Source organism: Pedobacter sp. A2324, assembly GCF_059693705.1.
In genome coordinates, this window is record NZ_JCASSK010000005.1 from 175,855 (window position 1) to 191,075 (window position 15,221).

A 15,221-nucleotide genomic window follows, 5' to 3' on the forward strand; every position below is an offset into this window, starting at 1 on the left:
TGTGTTTTAAGCCATGTTTAACAGACCATACAACCACAACAGCCAGAAATAGTTTTCGCGTTTCAAAGATGAACAACGATAGTGGTACTTTTTTGCGGTAAAAATTGTTAAAAACGTAAAGGTGTCAGATTTTCTGAACAAATCAGCGTTTAGTGCTGTTGAAATCATACGGGGTAATTTAACCCTGATGTACGGATTGATCACCACGGCCAGGTGATCAGTAGCCGACCTTTGTGGCCATAATTTTATACCTATGATTGAACAACAGCGAAAAACATTAGAAAATCCAAACAAGAAGTATCCCGTTCCCCCTTTTCCACGTCAGCCTCAGAATGTGCCCGGACTGGCTTCTAAAATGGAACCAATCCCCGACCATGGGGAGCAGAGTTATATCGGTTCAGGCCGTTTACTCGGTAGAAAAGCATTAATAACCGGAGGGGACTCCGGAATAGGAAGAGCTGCAGCAATAGCTTATGCAAGGGAAGGTGCAGACGTGGTAATCAACTATCTGCCCCAGGAACAATCAGACGCCGACGAAGTGCTGGCCTTAATTGAGGCTGCAGGAAGAAAAGGATATGGCATTCCCGGCGACATTACCATCGAATCATTTTGTACATTGCTGGTAGAACAGGCGGCCGAAAAACTTGGCGGTATTGACATTCTGGTCAACAATGCCGGCCATCAGCAGGCGGTTGAATCCCTGCTGGATATCACTACTGAAGATTTTGATACGACATTAAAAACCAATGTCTATGCACCGTTCTGGATTACCAAAGCTGCCTTGCCTTTACTACCTGAAGGTGCGGTAATCATTGCAACCAGCTCAGTACAGGCTTATGATCCGTCTGAAAATTTATTTGATTACGCCCAAACCAAGGCGGCAAATGTGGCTTTCGTGAAGTCGCTGGCTAAACAGCTCGGACCTAAAGGTATCAGAGTGAATGGGGTAGCCCCAGGGCCAGTGTGGACGCCTCTGCAAACCAGTGGCGGACAACCTCAGGATGCCATAGAGAAGTTTGGTGCACAAACGCCGCTTGGTCGCCCGGGGCAGCCCGCAGAGCTCGCGTCTATATATGTGCAGCTGGCCGACAGCAATGCCAGTTATGCCACCGGACAGATTTATGGTTCGGCCGGAGGTAGCGGACATCCATAATCGCCAGCTATAAAAACGCCCCTTCATTTGAAGGGGCGTTTTTTATTTACGGGTAAACGGATGGGTAGTCTGAAATCATTTATACCATACTTTTAAAGCCGCTTAATGCTTGTTTATAGCCATTTGACGCGCAAATGAAAGACGAATGCACAAAGGTCTGCGGAAAATTGCCCAGTAGTTGTGTAGTGTTCAAATCAGCTTCTTCCGCAAAGAAGCCCAGGTCATTGCTGAAACTAAGTACGGCATCTAAAATATGCTTTGACTTTTCCAGATTTCCTGCCAGAGCATAATGGTGTGCCATCCAGCAACTGCCCGCCAGAAAGGCACCTTCCTTTGATGAATCGAATTCCAGAAGGTGGCGGCGATAAAGGTTGCGCTCACAGTAATCACGTTCTATGCGTGTGATAGTGGCCGCCATAGCGACACTTTGTGCCTCATAGATTCCAAAAGGCGCAAATAAGGCGGCTGTAACGTCAACATCTTCTGACCCGGCATGTACGGCATATGCCCCGTCTGCTGTTTTGCAGTGTTCTTCTATAAAGGTGCGGATCAAAGCTGCATTATGGAGCCATTCGGCAGCTTTAACCGGATCGGTTTGGTAGGGTGCAATCAGTTCAAGTCCGCGTGCGGCAAAGGCCTTACTTGAGGTATAATGTTGTACCTGTTCCTCTTCCCATATACCATTATCTTTCCGTTGCCAGTTTTTGCAGATGAAGTCAGCAATTTTGCTTACAGTGTCCCAGTGCGTCACCTGGTTAAATTTTTTGTAAATCAGTCCACAGGCAATCAGCACGTTTGCCTCGGCATCTAACTGGTATTGTGTGGCTGCACTATTGCCAATCTGTACCGGACGGCTGTCGAAGTAGCCTTTTAGCGGAAGTTTTATGATTTCAGCAGATAGTTTATTCTGGTCAATGCTGTAAAAACAGGAAATATGATCTTCCTCATTTTTTTCCATCGCTCCCGATATGAAACTGATGAATTTCTCTTCCAGCTCGCCCGTAGTGATAATCTGCGTAAGCGATGAGGTAATTAATGCCGCATCCCGCATCCATACGTAACGGTAATCATAATTCCGGGCGCCACCAATTACCTCTGGAAGAGCAGTTGTTGCTGCGGCAACTATTCCGCCGCTGGGTTCGTAAACCATTTGTTGTAAAGCCCGGAGTGAATAACGCACCTCATTTTCATAAGGTCCGTGGTAGTTGACCAATGCCTCAACCTTTTCCCAGTTTTTTAATGTTTCATCAAGGTAAACTGACATATCCTCACCAGTAAAAAATTCGGCAGCACCAAGGTAAGCCCAGCCAGACTCCCCTTTGCAGATCACGAACGAAATTCTGTCATCGACGATGCTTAGCGGATGACTGCAATGTAAATAGAGCCCACTATCGGGAATATGCACTACGTTTTGTCCTGCCGCTTTATATGTAGTTGTTTTGGTTCCGTAATGGGGCGCTATCATGAGTGTGCTTTCGATATCAAAAGGTGCTATTGAAAAACTGCGGCATATTCCGCTGGTTTTCGTATTCAATGGCATGAAATCGGTAAGGGTAAAGCCTTTTCCGTTTATGGAATAGTGGTTTTTTAATACACTGCTCCGGTCCTGATACTGCCGGTCGAGAAAGTTCTTACCTTCGGCACTCACTGTCCAGTAACCTCCTTTTTCAATATCCAGGAGAGTTGACATTACCGCAGCGGCATCGAAGCGATCGGGACAATACCAGCAAATTGTACCGTCCTTATCCAGCAAGGCACAACTATGCCGGTCGCTGATTACCGCCAGATCTTTGATTACGTGTTGTTTTAACATGGACGGTAATCTCCTTTCTTCACATCGGATAGGAAAGTATGGATATGGTTTGTGTGAACGATGTTTTTATATTCACATCTCGGATGTTCAGTTGTAATTTTTATCGGTTTTAATTTCATAGGGAATTTCTGGCGTTTCAAGGTTAACGGCTACTTTTATCTGAACAAGCCTGAAGTCAGTTTGTTCTCATGGGAGTGACAGACATTAAACCTAATTCCTCTAAAGGGTTTGTTTAAAGCTCCATATAAAAATCTCAGGCACTTCCGGAGGGATGGATTCCGGAGAAAATAGATGTAAAAAAACAAAACTTATCCGCACAACAGACGGTTGTACAATTGATAATCTACAAAACATAAAATGGCAAAAAAAACTGCTCAGAAAAATACAGGCCCTGCACAGCAGGAAAATGATAAAACTACAAAACTAAAAAGTTTCGTAGCCGACTCCAGTGGTCAGTCCATGACCACCAACCATGGTGTAAAGATAAACGACGACCAGAATTCACTCAAAGCAGGGGAGCGTGGTGCAACATTACTCGAAGATTTTATCCTGCGGGAGAAAATCACACATTTCGATCATGAACGCATTCCTGAGCGTATTGTACACGCCCGTGGTTCTGCTGCACATGGTATTTTTAAAGTCTATGAGGATTTATCAAAATTAACCCGGGCTGCTTTTCTTTGCGATCCGGGAGCAGAAACACCTGTATTTGTACGTTTCTCAACGGTTGCCGGATCCAGAGGCTCTACCGACCTTGCCCGTGATGTAAGGGGTTTTGCCGTGAAGTTTTATACCCAGGAGGGTAATTTTGATCTGGTAGGAAATAATATGCCTGTGTTTTTTATACAGGATGCAATAAAATTCCCTGATCTGATTCATGCCGTTAAACCCGAGCCCGATAATGAAATGCCGCAGGCAGCCTCGGCTCACGATACCTTTTGGGATTTTATCTCTCAGTTGCCCGAATCGGCACATATGATTATGTGGGCCATGAGCGACCGCGCCCTACCCAGAAGTTACCGCATGATGGAAGGGTTTGGAGTACATACCTTTCGTTTCGTAAATGCTGAGGGCGTATCAAACTTTGTCAAATTTCACTGGAAGCCGCTTTTGGGTGTGCATGCAGTGGCATGGGATGAGGCACAAAATATTTCAGGGAAAGATCCTGATTTTCACCGTCGCGACTTATGGGATGCGATTGAGGCCGGTGCATTTCCCGAGTGGGAGCTTGGTGTTCAGATTATCCCTGAAGCGGATGAGTACAAATATGATTTCGATATCCTTGATCCAACCAAACTGATTCCTGAAGAGCTTGTGCCTGTACAGCGTATAGGCAAAATGACCCTTAACCGCAATCCGGATAACTTTTTTGCCGAAACGGAGCAGGTAGCTTTTCATGTGGGACATGTGGTACCGGGAATTGATTTTACCAACGACCCACTTTTACAGGGAAGGTTATTTTCTTATACCGATACACAGCTGATCCGTTTGGGAGGGCCTAATTTTCATGAAATTCCGATCAACCGCCCGGTAGTTCCGGTTCATAATAACCAGCGCGACGGGTACATGCGCCAAACCATCAACAGAGGCAAAACAAGCTACGGTCCAAATGCAATTGCTGCGAACGATCCTCAGCAGGTAAGCGCTGCAGACGGTGGATTTGTGAGTTATAATGAACGCATCGATGCCCGTAAAATCAGGGCACGGAGCAGAAGTTTTTTCGACCATTTTTCTCAGGCACGCTTGTTTTTCAATTCACAGAGCGATCCGGAAAAAAATCACATCATCGATGCGCTGAGTTTCGAACTTGGTAAAGTAAAAACCGTTGCTATCCGGGAGCGTATGTTAGCGGTATTGGTACAGATAGACAAAGGCCTTGCAGGTGAAGTTGCTGTAGCCCTTGGACTGCATATCCCCAAGATCGCTCTTGAAGATCTGAATAACAGCATTCCGGCAGATGGGGATCGGACGGACTATGCTTCGGCTAATCCTCAGGGTAGTTTAGCAAAATCGGAGGCATTAAGTATGACTGGAACAGTTAAAGACACGATTGCCACGCGAAAAATTGCAATCCTTGCCGCTGATGGTGTTGACGAGGTTTCTCTTTCAAAGGTTAAAGATTCTCTGGTTAAAGAAGGTGCTATAGTGCATGTCATTGCACCGAAACTTGGACAGATCATATCAAAAGGAGATCAGGTGATCGTTCCTGATGAAAGCTTCTTAACAGCAGCATCCGTATTATATGATGCGGTTTATGTACCCGGTGGAACGAATTCGGTAGCTACTCTGGAAGCAGAAGCCAATGCAGTACATTTTCTGAATGAGGCATTTAAACATTGTAAGGCCATTGCTGCTGATGAAGATGCCATTCAGGTACTGGAAGCTACTTATTTTCATAAAAAACTCCCTGCTGAATATTCGCAGGAAACTGTTATGAGTGAAGGTATTATCGTTTCGGGCGATACTGCTAAGATGGCCCGTACTTTCAAAGATATGATTGCAAATCACCGTTTTTGGGATCGGGAGAACCCAAGAAAAATCCCTGCATAATACCTATGGAAAAGGGGGACAAATCGTCCCCCTTTTTTTATATTTTATTTAAAAAACTGATAGGTTTTTTAAATAATCGATTGCCTGCCTGCCGCTTCAAGTCGCGCTAAACCGGCCTCGTTACCTTGCATGGCGGCATAATCTAACGCAGTTTGCCCGCGCTGATCCTGCAGGTTGATCTCGGCACCTTTCGCCAATAACAATTCAAGCACCTCATTACGCCCGAACATCGCTGCGAACATCAATGCAGTACCACCATTACCATGTTTTAAATTCAGGTTCGCACCACTTTCAATCAGTAAAGCAGCAATATCTGTATACCCTTTAAAGGCTACACCCATCAATGCAGTATTTCCGCCATAGTCGGCCGCATCGATATCGGCACCTGCCTTAATGAGAAGCCTTGCAGCTTCAATATGATTATTGTAGCAGGCAATGATGAGTGGCGTGTAACCTTTCTCATCTCTAAAATTCAAGTCTGCATTTCTGCGGATAAGTTCTTGTAATACCGCTGTCTCCCCTTTACGGGCCGCAGGAATGATGAGTAAGTTGATGTTTTCCATGCCTATTTAAACCGTCCTTTTCTTTAAAAGTTTTAATAATTCTTTCGCGCTTGCTCTAACTTGAAGGGATATAGTTTATGCCGGCTTGGTCACCAGCCTGTTCACTACAGCATTGAGGCTTAAACCCTGCACCACAATAGAAAATACCACAATACAGAAACAACCGGTCAAAATCAAATCTCTGTACGGAGAGGCGGGGAGGGATAAAGCCATCGCCACAGAGATACCGCCCCTTAAGCCACCCCAGGTGAGTATGGTAATGCTGTTATAATCAAGTTTTAGTGAGCGTCGTACAGTAATTACCGGGAAAACGATGCTCAATGCCCTGGCAAGCATAAGAATAACAATGGCAGCAAGACCTATCCACAGGAAAATCAGGTCGAACTTCATGATGACCATTTGAAGGCCGATCATCACAAACAAAATCGTATTCAGCAATTCATCCATTAGGCTCCATATTTTCTCAAGATAAACGTTATAATCCGTGGTGCCATGCTTTTCGAGCGAACTGCTACTGAGAAATAACCCGGCAGCAACCACCGCCAGTGGAATAGATACGTGTAAGATACCCGCCACTACTGATATTACCATCACCAGGGTGATGGTAATCAGCAATACGGTTTGAAAGTCGGCTATGCGGCGCATCATTTGAAATGCCAACCAACCCAACACCAAACCCAACGCAAGGCCGCCGAATACTTCCTGAGCAAATAGCACTGCGGCCTCCGAAAATTCGAAATTTTTATCGGGAGTTGATCCAACCTCCAGGAAACTCACAAAAAGCACCAGTCCGATGCCGTCATTAAACAGCGATTCTCCTGAAATAATGGTTTCCAGCCTTGGCGGCATTTTTGACTTTTTAAGCAGAGCTGCCACGGCTACAGCATCGGTAGGGGCAATCAAGGCTCCAAAAACCAGGCAATAAATAAAAGGTATTTCTATCTTGAAAAGTTCAAGTAAATAAAAGAGTCCCCCGGCAAAGAGGAGGGTAGATATGATTACGCCCACAGTACTGATGACGAGTATACCCCTGATGTTTTCCCGCAATTTTTTGATGTCAAAATGCAATGCACTGGCAAACAACAGAAAGCCAAGCATGATATCAAGCAGTGTTTTAGAAAAATCCATGGAATGCGTAAGGTCTTTTACAAACACCGTGATGCCCGGAAAAAGCCGTCCGGTAAAAATGGTAATCAATGCGGCTGCAATTGCCATGATCATTACGCCAATTACTCCGGGAAGTTTGATGAAACGTGCATTAACAAAACTGAAAATAGCAGATATGGTAAAAAGGGAAGTAATGATAACAAATAAGTCCATGCTCCAATTAGTTTAATGCCAGCTCATCAAGCTTATTGAGCTCTTCAACCAGCTTACGTTTCCCTACCTGCTGACGCCACATCGCATAATACAACCCTTTTTGATCGAGCAACATCTCATGGGAACCGCTTTCTACAATTTGTCCGTTTTCCATTACGTAAATTCTGTCGGCATGCATAATCGTTGATAAGCGATGTGCGATAATGAGCGTGATGTGATCTTTTAACTGTGCCAGTTTGGTTACGGTTTTGCTGATTTCCTCTTCTGTCAATGAATCCAATGCAGATGTGGCTTCATCAAAAAGCAAAATATTAGGGTTTCTAAGCAGCGCCCTGGCTATCGATAAACGTTGTTTCTCTCCACCGGAAACTTTAACTCCACTTTCTCCAATGAGTGTATCAAGTCCGTCTTCAGCCCGGGCAAGCAAGGTTTGGCAAGCCGCTTTGTTGAGTGCTTCCATACATTCTTCATCCGTGGCATGCGGTCTAACAAACCTCAGATTGTCGCGTATATTCCCTGAAAACAGTTGCGTATCCTGGGTTACAAATCCTATTTTCCTGCGCAATTCATCAAGCTCAATCTCATCAGTATGGGTTCGGTTGTAAAATACATCCCCCTCAAAAGGCTTATATAAACCCACAAGCAATTTAATCAGCGTAGTTTTTCCGGACCCTGACGGACCAACAAATGCAACAGTTTCTCCTTCTTCAGCATGAAAAGAGATACCATCAAGGGCATTGTTGCTACTGTTTTTATACTTAAAAAATACATTTTTAAATTCAATATGATTAATGCGTTCCACCGGGGTTGGAACCTCCGGCGAAGCTTCCACAGGCATGTCCATAATGCGTTTAAAATTTCCGAATGAAATTTGTGCCTCGCGCCAGGTCAGTGCCATGTGTCCGAATTCCTGCAGCGGCCCGAAAAGAAAATAAGAATAAAGCAGAAAGCTGAAATACTGCCCGGCAGAAAGCTCCCTGTCGAAAATTAACATCAGCATCACAACGATCATTAAACTTCGTACAAAATTTACCGTTGTGCCCTGAACGAAGCTCAGCATCCTGAGGATTTTTGTTTTTACGATCTCTAAATTCAGAATTTTATAAGTAGCGGTGTTCAGTCTTTCAATCTCCTGCTCTCCTAATCCATGGCTTTTAACCAGTTCAATATTCCGGAGCGACTCTGTGGAACGTCCGGCCAATACTGAGGTTTTCGAAATGATTGCCCGGTGTACTACCTTTACCCGTTCGGATAGCTTCCAGCTCAGAAATGTTATTATTGGAACTGATGCGATGAAAACAAGTGTTACCTTATAGCTAATCATGATCGAGTATACTGAGACAAAAATAATCCCGAAAAAAGCCATAAAACTCACATTGATGGACGATTTGATAAAGTTCTCAGAATCACTTCTTACTCGTCCGAGCATATCCAGTTTGGCGCCGCTTCTTTGGTCTTCAAATACGTAAAAAGGCATAGCGAGTGAACGTTTCATACCGTCTGCATACATTTCGGCGCCAGTGCGCTGTGCAACGTTGATGGTAAAGAAATCCTGAAAGTTATTGGCGATGCGGGAGATAAGAGCCGCCCCAACACCGATACCGGCCAGGGTGAGTATTCCGGAAAAGTATTCTGATCTCGAAAGAAGTTCACGTTTGTTAATGAAATCGTCGACAAGCTTACCCGCTATCAGTGGTTCTACCAAAGAAAAACCCTGATTGATGGCTGTCATCAGCAAAGCCAGCATCACCATATAGCGGTGTTTCTTTAAATAACTTAAGAGTATTTTCATGGATTTCCGTTAAAAAATAAATAGCGGCTCAAAAACGATCAAAATACCTGGTTACTTTGTAAACAAATGGGTTGTGGAGCTAAAAATTTAAGTCCACAACCAATTTAACAACATAAAAGTAATTTCTTTGTTTTATGAAATTGAAAATGAAAATTCTGCTGAATGAAATCCGCTATTCTCCTTTAAGTGTCGACATATCGATTACGTACCGGAATCTCACTTCTTCATCCTTCACTTTTTCAAACGCATCGTTAATTTCAGCAATATCAATGAGTTGCACATCAGGTGAAATACCGTGAGCAGCACAGAAATCAAGTACTTCCTGTGTTTCAACTGTACCACCAATAAGCGATCCGCCAACGGTGGTGGAAAGTTTAGCAACTTCCATATTATTAGTAGGTGCTTTATATGGACCTAATAAACCAACAGTTACAATCGCACCTCTTCTTCTTAGCAAAGGGATATAGTCATTAACATCGAAAGGGTAGGGAATGGTTGCCAGCAGAAAATCGAATGTCGCAGCAGCAGTTTCCATTTCATCTTTATTTTCTGATATGATTACCTGATCCGCGCCGAGCTCGAGCGCAGCGTTTCTTTTTTCTTCTTTAGTGGTAATCGCGGTTACGGATGCACCCATGGCTTTGGCAATTTTGATTGCCATATGGCCTAGTCCGCCGATTCCAATCACACCTACCTGATGTCCTGCTTTCACTCCGAAATGTTTTAGAGGTGAATATGTAGTCACGCCTGCGCACAGGATAGGAGCTGCGGATTTAATATCCAGGCTTTCGGGGATGCGCATCACGAACTTTTCCTGCGCCACTATATTATTCGAATAACCACCAAAGGTATTAAATTCTGGATCTGGCTTCCAATAGCCATTATAGGTCATCGTTTGACCGTGGGGTCCCTCGCAAAACTGTTCTTCACCGTCGTTGCAAGCAGCACAGGTTTTGCATGAATCGATCATACAGCCAACGCCTACAATGTCGCCAACTTTAAAATTAGATACTGCAGCACCCGTGCTACTGATTTTACCAATAATTTCATGGCCGGGTACACAGGGATATATCGTGTTTTTCCAGTCATTATTCACCTGATGAAGATCAGAATGACACACGCCACAGTAAAGCACTTCAATCAGTACTTCGTCTGGCTTAGGCTCATTCCTTTCAAACTGCATTAACTCCAATGTTTTTCCTCCAATCAGGGAACCGCTGGCACCATAGCCTTTCGATAGTATTTTTTCCATAGTAGATTTTTGTTGTTAAATAAGCAACATGGCTGGTCGATAATAGTTTTATGGATTGACACTACTTTATGGAATGAGGATTGGTTGTTACGCATACAAGATTTAATAGCCGTTATTTACGCGTGTTTTTCCGGAATAGCCTGAATTTACAAACTTATCGCGGGTTTTCGATGTATTAATAGTAACCTATAAGCAAATTTCACCTATGAAAACACAGGAATTTAGTGCACTCATTTACAATAATACTGATGCCCTGCATCGCCATGCCATGCGTTTTACGGCAGATAGTGACGATGCAAACGACCTCATTCAGGATACCCTGATTAAAGCATTACGCTTTTCCCATCAGTTCGAAAAGGGTTCTGACCTAAAGGCATGGCTTTTTGTGATCATGAAAAATACCTTTATTAATGATTACCGCAAAAAAACCAAAAGGGCAAGTATCATTACGAGTGAAGATAACATTAGTTCAAGCCACCTGATGCAAAGTGCAACCAGAAATGCGGGTGAACACCAGTTTTTGATGCGCGATATTCAACTGGCTTTATCGAAACTTCCGGAAGCTTACCGAATACCTTTTATCCGGTATTTTGAAGGTTTTAAATATGAAGAAATCGCTACAGAATTAAATATACCACTGGGAACTGTAAAAACACATATTCACCAGGCCAGACATTTATTAAAAAAGCAATTAAAGAATTACAAGGATGATGCTTTTCGCAGCAAGTAAAAACCTGCCTCCTGCATCCACAGCTATATAGTGATGCGTAAAACCTTAAAAAACTACTATTCAGGAACCAGTGGCTTAATGCTGCCGGTTCCCAACAAAAGTCACTTCCCGCAGACGTATCAGGACAAATCCCGGCTTACATATTACGCCTCGTTAAGCAACAGCATAGAAATCAACAGCAGCTTCTATAAGATCCCGAGAGCCGTTACCCTACAAAAATGGGCATCGGAAGTTCCTGATGATTTTGCATTTACATTTAAGTTGTTCAAAGGCATCACCCACAACGCTAATCTATCTTTTAGCCACAATGAGTTAGAATTGTTTCTTGAAAATATCAATGCAGTAGGGGCTAAAAAGGCTTGTTTGCTGATCCAGCTACCGCCCAGTATTACTATCAATAGACTCCATGCTATTGCGCATTTACTGTCAACCATCAAATCCAGCGAACAATCTTTGGGGTGGGAGCTGGCTTTAGAGTGCCGGCATGCTTCACTTTATGATGATGAACTTAAAGAATTACTGGAGGATTTAAAGGTAACCATGGTTGTACACGACCGCACAGGCCTGAACAGTCCGTTGGATTGGGATACCAGAACAGCGGCTTACCTTCGTTTTCACGGGCCTCAGGGCAACTATCGTGATAGTTACACTGAGGATTTTTTAGCCGAATATGCCAGCTATATCAACGAATGGCTCGGTGAGGGAAAAAAAGTATATGTTTATTTCAATAACACCATGGGCAATGCCCATGGCAATATGACGACATTAATGAGGATGGTTGAAGAAGCTGCTGTTACTGGCCTTTAAGTTTCAATGAATCTTTAGCTCTTTTTTTGAAGAAACCACGGAGTAAAAAGTTGCTTTGCAAAGCTTCCAGATCCTCATCCAGTTTCTTGCTGCTTTTATCGAGGTTGAGCATAATGGAACGAACCTGTTTAGCCGTGGCCTCATCATTCAGTAGTAAACCAGCCGCATTGTCGCTGGTTTTGAGTTTTGCAGATGCAGCTTCCAGGTTTGCGGCCATAGCGCTAGCTGATTGTGTAGTCTGCTGTAAACTGCCAACCGAACGCTCTAGTCGTGCAAACACAGCCGTATCGGTAAGCAACTTATCCATCAGTCCGTTTTTGGTATTAACCGTTTTACTAAAGGTCCCTAACTGCACAGCAGCCTGTGAGGTAATGGCTGAAGTTTTATTCAGGTTGGCTACCATAGATTTAAAATTCTGGGCCAGTTGCTCATCACTCAACAAAGCTCCTGCAGCGCCTTTACCATCGATCAGGTTGCGTGAAAGAACTTTGAAGTCGGAAGTCACATCCACCAGGTTTTTATTATTAACCTGCAATGTTTTCATGATATCATCGGTGGAAAGTGATGTATTAACTTTCAGCATATCGCCGTCTTCAACGAAGGGAAATTTAGGAGTTCCCCCTGTAAGTACAACAATTTTGTTTCCAATCAAACCGTCGGCACCGATACTCGCTCCGGCATCTTTGTGGATGTATTTATGTACATCTTCCTCAATGCTCAGTAATACTTTTACCTGCGAAGTGCCATAAAAATCGATTTTTTTGATCGTTCCGATCTTCACGCCTGAAAACCAAACATTATTTCCCTTTTTCAGACCCTGTATATCATTGAAAACCACACTGAGGTTGAAACTTTTGACAAAGGTTTTTTTCTGGCCACCCAGGGTAAATATGGCTACCAGGAAGATGAGTATACCTATGGCAATAAATATGCCTACTGTAATTTTTTTTCTGTTATCGTTCATGGTTATCGTATAAAATTGTAATCATAAAATGGTTGAGCCTGCTGATCACCGGCGTTAAAAATATCATCGAAACTACCTTGCCTGTCGAAACGCCTTTCTACCAGCATGGCTACGCGGTTTCCAACTTCCTTGGCGCAGGTTAAATCATGGGTAATGATGATGGCACTGGTATGATAGCGTTCCTGTACATCGTTAATGAGTTTATTAATTTCTTTAGAGGTAATCGGATCGAGACCAGCAGTAGGCTCGTCGTAAAGCATAATTTCGGGCTTCAGGATTAATGTACGGGCAATACCAATTCTTTTACGCTGTCCACCGGAAAGCTCTGAAGGCATCTGGTTAATGGTTTGCGATAACCCAACGGCGTCGAGCATTTCCTCTACCAGGTCGTTTACTGCAGCCCTGGTCATGTTGCGCTGGTTTCGCACTAAAGGAAATTCCAGATTTTCCCTCACAGTCATACTGTCGTAAAGCGCACTATTCTGAAAAGAAAAACCGATGCGCAACCTGAGATCAAGCAATTCCTGGTAAGAGATTTCATCAATATGGTGGCCAAGTACGCTTACAGTACCGCTATCAGGTAGCAGCAATCCGACAATAATTTTGATGAGTACTGATTTACCGGTACCGCTTTTGCCCAGTACGACAAGGTTTTCACCTTTGTACAAATCAAGAGAAGCATTTTCCAGTACCTTATAATCTCCAAACGCTTTGCACAGGTTATTGATCTCAATCACTTTTTCAGTTTGCAGATCAGTTAATGGTTTTGATATCATGCTGATTAAGTGTTAAATAAACTGAAAAACTGAACGCAAACAACTTCTTCTACAAAAATAAGGAACATGGCCGTAACCACGGCCGAATTAGCCGCTTTACCTACTCCTTCAGTTCCTTTCGAAGAATGGTAGCCCTGATAACAGCCCACAATGGCAATTGTAAAGCCAAATATAATGGCCTTGATGGTTGATGCGATAATATCAAGAAAGGTGATGTTTTCCAGTGCGCTTTGAAAAAAGGTGGTTGCACTTGTTCCTTCATTCACTGAAACATTTAACAAGGCGCCAAGCATACCAATCATGGCGGTATAAAAGGTAAGTATAGGCATGGTTATGGTTGCCGCCAATACACGCGTAACCACCAGAAATTTAAAAGGGTTGGTTGCACTCACCTCCATGGCGTCAATCTGTTCACTTACCTTCATTGATCCCAGTTCAGCACCAATACTGGAGCCTACCTTACCAGCGGCGATAAGACCAGTTAATAAAGGAGCAAGGGTACGAAGCAAAGCAATGCCCACCAAAGAGGGCAGCCAGGATGTAGCACCGAATTCAGATAGGGATGGACGTGACTGTTTGGTAAAAACCAAACCTGTAATGAAACCAGTGGTGGATATGAGTAAGGCGGAACGATATCCAATTTCATAGCACTGACGCATGAGCTCCTTGAACTCATACGGTGGAATAAAAACCTCTTTAAAAAACCGGCCAATAAAACCAAATACCTCATATAATGTGATAAACGAGCGGCCAAATGCCCCTATGGGTTTAGGTTCATTGTTATTGTTCTCTTTTTCTATGGCCATATTACCGCATTTTTTTTCTCATGTTAACTATACACAAGAATCAGGAAATTGTTTGCGGCCAGGTCAGTTATTGGATGAACTGTTTAGCTGTAGATATGGCGAAGCGTTAGGACTTAGTAAAGTTGGCCTTTTTCCAGAATGGAAATGGTATTGGAAAGGTTCTGGATGGTCTTTTCTTTTAAATCAAGTGCTTTGTTCTTTTCGGCAAGTAATACTTTGAGACGCCTGATTTCTTCGGAAGATTTTCTTTTTTCTTCATGGGACAGGTCGCGGAATACCTTTCCCGTTTCATAATATGCTAAAAAGTTGTGTTTTAATGCCTCACTGATACTCACCAGCAATTCGATATCTAAACTTTTGCTATTGATAATGTCTTGTATTTTTGATTTACTGATGGCAAGTTGCTCTGACAGGGTGACGATGGTCATTCCTTTCTGTTTCATTTCTTTCCAAATCATCAGTCCGATATGTACGCTCATGCCTGCTTTTTCATTAAATTTTTTGAATTTACTGAAATGTTTTGCGCTTTGCGGAATCTAGTTGTTAATGATAAACAGTCTAATTACAGTATAGAACAGATAAAAAATCAGAACTGCCTGATTGGCAGGTTAACAGGGAGTTACCAGGGGGTTAACAGGGGGTTAATAGGGAGTTAGTAGGGAGAATTCCCTGCCAACCTACTGCCAAACTACTGT

At 43.3% G+C, this 15,221-nt stretch carries 13 protein-coding genes; 4 read left to right on the plus strand and 9 right to left on the minus strand.

Annotated features, from left to right (window positions below):
- Positions 1–253 precede the first annotated feature (253 nt).
- Positions 254–1,153: an SDR family oxidoreductase gene (locus AC570I_RS15935; protein ID WP_497406246.1), complete on the plus strand. Its 900-nt coding sequence runs from the start codon at positions 254–256 to the stop codon at positions 1,151–1,153.
- Positions 1,154–1,232: 79 nt separating this feature from the next.
- On the opposite strand, the gene AC570I_RS15940 is transcribed toward AC570I_RS15935, so the two are convergent.
- A complete protein-coding gene (locus AC570I_RS15940) occupies positions 1,233–2,966 on the minus strand; it encodes a glycoside hydrolase family 15 protein (RefSeq protein ID WP_497406247.1) in 1,734 nt (577 codons plus the stop codon).
- 357 nt (positions 2,967–3,323) lie between these two features.
- On the opposite strand from AC570I_RS15940, the gene AC570I_RS15945 reads away from it, so the two are divergent.
- Complete coding sequence (locus tag AC570I_RS15945) at positions 3,324–5,516, plus strand: catalase (RefSeq protein WP_497406248.1); 2,193 nt, start codon at positions 3,324–3,326, stop codon at positions 5,514–5,516.
- A 68-nt stretch (positions 5,517–5,584) separates the two neighbouring features.
- On the opposite strand, the gene AC570I_RS15950 is transcribed toward AC570I_RS15945, so the two are convergent.
- The 4 genes from AC570I_RS15950 to AC570I_RS15965 all read right to left on the minus strand — a co-directional run bounded on the left by AC570I_RS15950 (position 5,585) and on the right by AC570I_RS15965 (position 10,443).
- Positions 5,585–6,079 carry an ankyrin repeat domain-containing protein gene (locus AC570I_RS15950; RefSeq protein WP_497406249.1) on the minus strand — a complete coding sequence of 165 codons (495 nt, stop codon included), beginning with the start codon at positions 6,077–6,079 and terminating at the stop codon, positions 5,585–5,587.
- A 75-nt stretch (positions 6,080–6,154) separates the two neighbouring features.
- Complete coding sequence (locus AC570I_RS15955) at positions 6,155–7,399, minus strand: cation:proton antiporter (RefSeq protein WP_497406250.1); 1,245 nt, start codon at positions 7,397–7,399, stop codon at positions 6,155–6,157.
- A gap of 7 nt (positions 7,400–7,406) precedes the next feature.
- Complete coding sequence (locus AC570I_RS15960) at positions 7,407–9,191, minus strand: ABC transporter ATP-binding protein (protein ID WP_497406251.1); 1,785 nt, start codon at positions 9,189–9,191, stop codon at positions 7,407–7,409.
- 172 nt (positions 9,192–9,363) lie between these two features.
- Positions 9,364–10,443, minus strand: coding sequence for an NAD(P)-dependent alcohol dehydrogenase (locus AC570I_RS15965; protein ID WP_497406252.1), 1,080 nt, complete (start codon positions 10,441–10,443; stop codon positions 9,364–9,366).
- A 205-nt stretch (positions 10,444–10,648) separates the two neighbouring features.
- Between AC570I_RS15965 and AC570I_RS15970 the strand changes: the two genes are divergently transcribed.
- Both AC570I_RS15970 and AC570I_RS15975 read left to right on the plus strand, forming a co-directional pair.
- Entirely contained in the window at positions 10,649–11,173 is a 525-nt protein-coding gene (locus AC570I_RS15970; RefSeq protein WP_047800633.1) for a sigma-70 family RNA polymerase sigma factor, read from the plus strand.
- 33 nt (positions 11,174–11,206) lie between these two features.
- Positions 11,207–11,980 carry a DUF72 domain-containing protein gene (locus AC570I_RS15975; protein ID WP_497406253.1) on the plus strand — a complete coding sequence of 258 codons (774 nt, stop codon included), beginning with the start codon at positions 11,207–11,209 and terminating at the stop codon, positions 11,978–11,980.
- On the opposite strand, the gene AC570I_RS15980 is transcribed toward AC570I_RS15975, so the two are convergent.
- From AC570I_RS15980 to AC570I_RS15995, 4 genes are all read right to left on the minus strand, one after another.
- The gene (locus AC570I_RS15980) at positions 11,967–12,944 is read right to left on the minus strand and encodes an MlaD family protein (protein ID WP_497406254.1); all 978 of its coding nucleotides are present in this window, start codon (positions 12,942–12,944) and stop codon (positions 11,967–11,969) included. The two genes, AC570I_RS15975 and AC570I_RS15980, sit on opposite strands and share 14 nt — an antisense overlap.
- Before the next feature lie 2 nt (positions 12,945–12,946).
- Positions 12,947–13,720, minus strand: a complete 774-nt coding sequence (locus AC570I_RS15985; RefSeq protein WP_497406255.1) for an ABC transporter ATP-binding protein — start codon at positions 13,718–13,720, stop codon at positions 12,947–12,949.
- A 5-nt stretch (positions 13,721–13,725) separates the two neighbouring features.
- Positions 13,726–14,526, minus strand: a complete 801-nt coding sequence (locus AC570I_RS15990) for an MlaE family ABC transporter permease (RefSeq protein ID WP_497406256.1) — start codon at positions 14,524–14,526, stop codon at positions 13,726–13,728.
- A gap of 113 nt (positions 14,527–14,639) precedes the next feature.
- On the minus strand, positions 14,640–15,005 hold the full coding sequence (locus AC570I_RS15995; protein ID WP_047800628.1) for a helix-turn-helix domain-containing protein: 366 nt from the start codon (positions 15,003–15,005) through the stop codon (positions 14,640–14,642).
- Positions 15,006–15,221: the final 216 nt, after the last annotated feature.